This is a genomic window from Gilliamella bombi (assembly GCF_900103255.1).
Classification (GTDB): Bacteria; Pseudomonadota; Gammaproteobacteria; order Enterobacterales; family Orbaceae; genus Gilliamella; species Gilliamella bombi.
Window position 1 is genome coordinate 1 of the sequence record NZ_FMWS01000045.1, and the last position, 4,040, is coordinate 4,040.

Sequence of the window (4,040 nt, forward strand, 5' to 3'; positions counted from 1 at the left end):
AGGCACAAGGCACAAGGCCTGGCAAACCTATGTCTTAAATTTATCAAATAATCCTATTCGACGAGTTTTTATACGAAGCTCATTTATATCTTCCAAATCATTATCAAAATTAACCCAAAAAATCTTGTTGGTACTGTTATTAATACTGCATTCATTGAATTTGCAGGCATTAACTAGCAAAACTAGTCGAATGCATAATAATCGTAGCGATGCAATAATTTTGCCTTCATCTATGTTTGTCAACTATGTAAGGCCGAATCTAAGATTTGGTAATAGCCATGATGGTTTTTGGGGGAATAATCACGCAGGCCCACCTAACATATGGGATCCTGATAAAGGTTTTCTTGTTCAGGCAACTAATCCATCTGATTATGAACTTAATTTTCCAACTACGGGCTTTGATGGTTTATATTTTGATTTAGGTATTGAAGGTGGAGATGCAAGTCAGTTGACTTGGCATGTTGAGACGGAAGGGGATATAAAAGCAACGGTAAGTTGGAGGAGACCAATCCAATTAGGTGACAGTGATATTTGGATTCCTCCGCATCAGAAATATAACCCTGATTATTATGTTACGCGGGTAACATTACATGGTCCTAGTGCAAGTCCTAGTCAACGAAATTCAGATTTTCCTAGCCGACTGAAAGTTCCATCTTTGCCACAGACATTTGAATTGGTGGGAACAGATGGTCGTGGCAATGCGGTGAAGTATGGCTTTGTGTTAAAGCAGTGGTTCGTTAGTCGTGGTTCGAGCTATCATCATGTGGCTGGTTTTTCTGAACAATCAACATGGTGTGATAGTTTAGGTTATAAAATGTCACGGATAAGCGATTTAACCAATGCGAAGTGTGGTGTAGATAGTAATAATTTCCCATGTAGAAATGGCGTAGATGGTGCTACACCATCTTCAGAAGGTAATTTTTATCAACGACAAATTGGTGCTGGATTTTTTACTGAATGGGGTAATATAGGCGATTACGGCGAAACCCCCGCCCCTCTGCAGCATTTATGGACGAGTGAGTTATATATGATCATGGATGGAGGCATAATTATGAATACTGGTTTAGATGTTGCTGATGATATGTCTATGTCCCCCCCCCTTGGTGTTATTTGCAGGACACCTTAACTCTTATTTCTTAAAATTTAGGACACGGGCGTTTATGGTGTAAATAGAGGTAATATAACCAAGAATGAAGCCTGTGAGTTAGTTGGGGACGCTGAACAGGCAAGGGCTCCTAGCCTTGCGTTTTTGTTATTAAACAACGGTTATTAAACCGCTGTTATTAAATAACAAAAGCGCTTTTCTTATTTCTTAAAAAGCCAAATTCAATGTAATAAAAAACTAGCCTATAAGTGTTTGATTTTATTTAAAAATGCAAATAAAAACTTCAATAAAATCAATGGTCTACCTGAGCGATTTTAGAACAAAAAACACACTTATAGCTCCACAATGCTAATATGCTTGCCTTATCGCAGCATCAAAAAGTGCTGATAACGAAGTAAGTTCAGCACGCCAAACTGGGCTGTTTGGCGTGTTTGTGTTTTAGATGTTATCAGCAATATTAATCATTCTGCTTATCTTTACATTTCTTTACAAAAAAATAGCTAAAAAACTAGCTAGTTTTTTTTTAATAGTTATAATTCTATCTATTATGGAAGATAAGCTTATTTAATGAATAAATAAGTATAAATATAAAGAATTATTTAATGGATGGATCGTAATGCAGTATTATTTTAGACTTCAGCACTGGAAGGTCTATGTCTTAAATCTTTTTAACCATTTAAATCTTAAAAAAAACTTAAAAAATTTTATTTTATCAAATAAATCTGTCGATTCATTTGTATTTGTTTCACGATTAAAATTTATCCCCAAATTTCCAATTCCGTTGTCTTTGCTATTGATGTCGCTATTACCATATTCATTTAGCTTACAGGCATTAATGGTAAGTACATCTAAGGTCATTCATGGTAGTGCGCCGTACTTTACGTTTGAAGGAGGACGAATAAAAGCAACAACGACTGACACGTTATTAGCTATTGAGTTGCCTGATGGTAGTACCATCAGACCATCAACTAATTTATCGAGTCCGACAAATCCGATAACCTTAATTAATGGAAGTGCTTTTAATGATATACACATGGCGGTGCCACAGGGGACAAATTCAATTAGTTTAAATGATTTAATTACTCGAGGTAATTGGGGAGATGATGATGGAGATGGTGATGACAAAGTTACGGCAACGGGAAGTTTGTCGGTTTATTTTGCTGACAAAGATGGTAATGCTGTTAATCGTAGCGATACACTAGATATTTGTAAAGCGCCTTATAAAATAATATTAAGTAGCACAGAAGGTAGTTTAACAACTCAGTATGGAGTGCCAAATAGAAGTGCTTTTGATGATAGTACAGTGCTATATTACATCAAACCGAATTCATCTGGCAGTTGTTACTTTGTGCGATACGTAAGACCAAATCTAAGATATGGTAGTATTACTGATGGTTGGGGGATGGACTTCGCAGGTCCACCTAACATATGGGATTCTAAAGAAGGTTTTCTTGTTCAGGCAACTAATTCATCCGATTATGGACTTAATTTTCCAACTACGGGCTTAGATGGTTTATATTTTGATTTAGGTATTGAAGGTGGAGATGCAAGTCAGTTGACTTGGCATGTTGAGACGAAAGGGGATATAAAAGCAACGGTAAGTTGGAGGAGACCAATCCAATTAAGTGACAGTGATATTTGGATTCCTGAGAGATATCAGGAAGATTATTATGTTACGCGGGTAACATTAAATGGTCCTAGTGCAAGTCCTAGTCAGCTAGATTCAGATTCTCCTAGCCGACTGAAAGTTCCATCTTTACCACAGACATTTGAGTTGGTGGGAACAGATAGCCTTGGTAATGAGGTGAAGTATGGATTTGTGTTAAAGCAGTGGTTCGTTAGTCGTGGTTTGGACTATTATCATATGTTTGGTTTTGTAAAACAATCAACATGGTGTGATAGTTTGGGTTATAAAATGTCACGGATAAGCGATTTAACCAATGCGAAATGCGGTATTTCGTGGCCGATGATGCCGTTTCCATGCGATGCAGATGGTGCTAAACCTTCTTCAGCAGGTAATTTTTATCAACGACGAATTGGTGCTGGATTTTTTACTGAATGGGGTGTTGTGGGCGATTACGGCGAAAAACCTTCCGCCTTGCAATATTTATGGACGAGTGACTTCTATGCGGTTACGGCTGAAGGCATGGTTATGGATTTTATGGGTATGGGTAAAGATTTTATTGCTGGTCTTATTGCTGATGGTCAGGATATGTTCCAATTTCCTGTTATTTGCGCCACACCTTATGAATAGGGTATGGGCGTTTATGGTGTAAATAGAGGTAATATAACCAAGCATGCAGCCTGTGAGTTAGTTGGGACGCTGAACAAGCAATGACTTTTAGCCTAGAGCTTTTATTATTAAACAACGGTTATTAAACCACTGTTATTAAATAACAAAAGCGATTTTCTTAAAAAGCCAAATTCAATGTAATAAAAACTATCCTATAAAAGATTGATTTTATTTAAAAATGCAAATAAAAACTTCAATAAAATCAATAGTCTATCTGAGCATTTTTAGAGCAAAACACACTTATAGCACCACAATGCTAATATGCCTGCCTTATCACAGCATCAAAATATACCGATAACGAAATAAAGCTAGCACGTCAAACTGGGCTGTTGGGCGTGTTTGCGTTTTAGATGTTATCACCAATATTAATCATTCCGTAAAAATCAAAAAGTCCTAAAGCTAACACCCTATTTTAATTATAAAATTCACCTATCTATAAAACCGAATCGTTTTCATCTTTACATTTCTTTACAAAAAAGTCCGCCAAAAAACTAGCCAACTATTTTATAAATGGTTATACTTTCATCGCTTTAGAAAGGTAAGCTTATTAAATAAGCGAATAATTATAAAAAATCGAAATAAAACAAAATATTACTTGACAGGTGAAACGAAATGCAGTACCATTTTAGGCACAAGGCACAA

At 36.2% G+C, this 4,040-nt stretch carries 2 protein-coding genes; both read left to right on the forward strand.

Features of this window, described 5'->3' with window-relative positions:
• Positions 1-1,126 (forward strand): hypothetical protein (locus B9N71_RS08940; RefSeq protein WP_208610475.1); only part of this gene is annotated, 1,126 nt, incomplete at its 5' end.
• 595 nt (positions 1,127-1,721) lie between these two features.
• Positions 1,722-3,359, forward strand: a complete 1,638-nt coding sequence (locus B9N71_RS08945; protein WP_085165631.1) for a hypothetical protein — start codon at positions 1,722-1,724, stop codon at positions 3,357-3,359.
• Positions 3,360-4,040 lie beyond the last annotated feature (681 nt).

Excerpts from the sequence above, each read along its gene's own strand:
- B9N71_RS08945 (WP_085165631.1), top strand. The coding sequence starts at position 1,722 with ATGCAGTATTATTTTAGACTTCAGCACTGGAAGGTCTATGTCTTAAAT.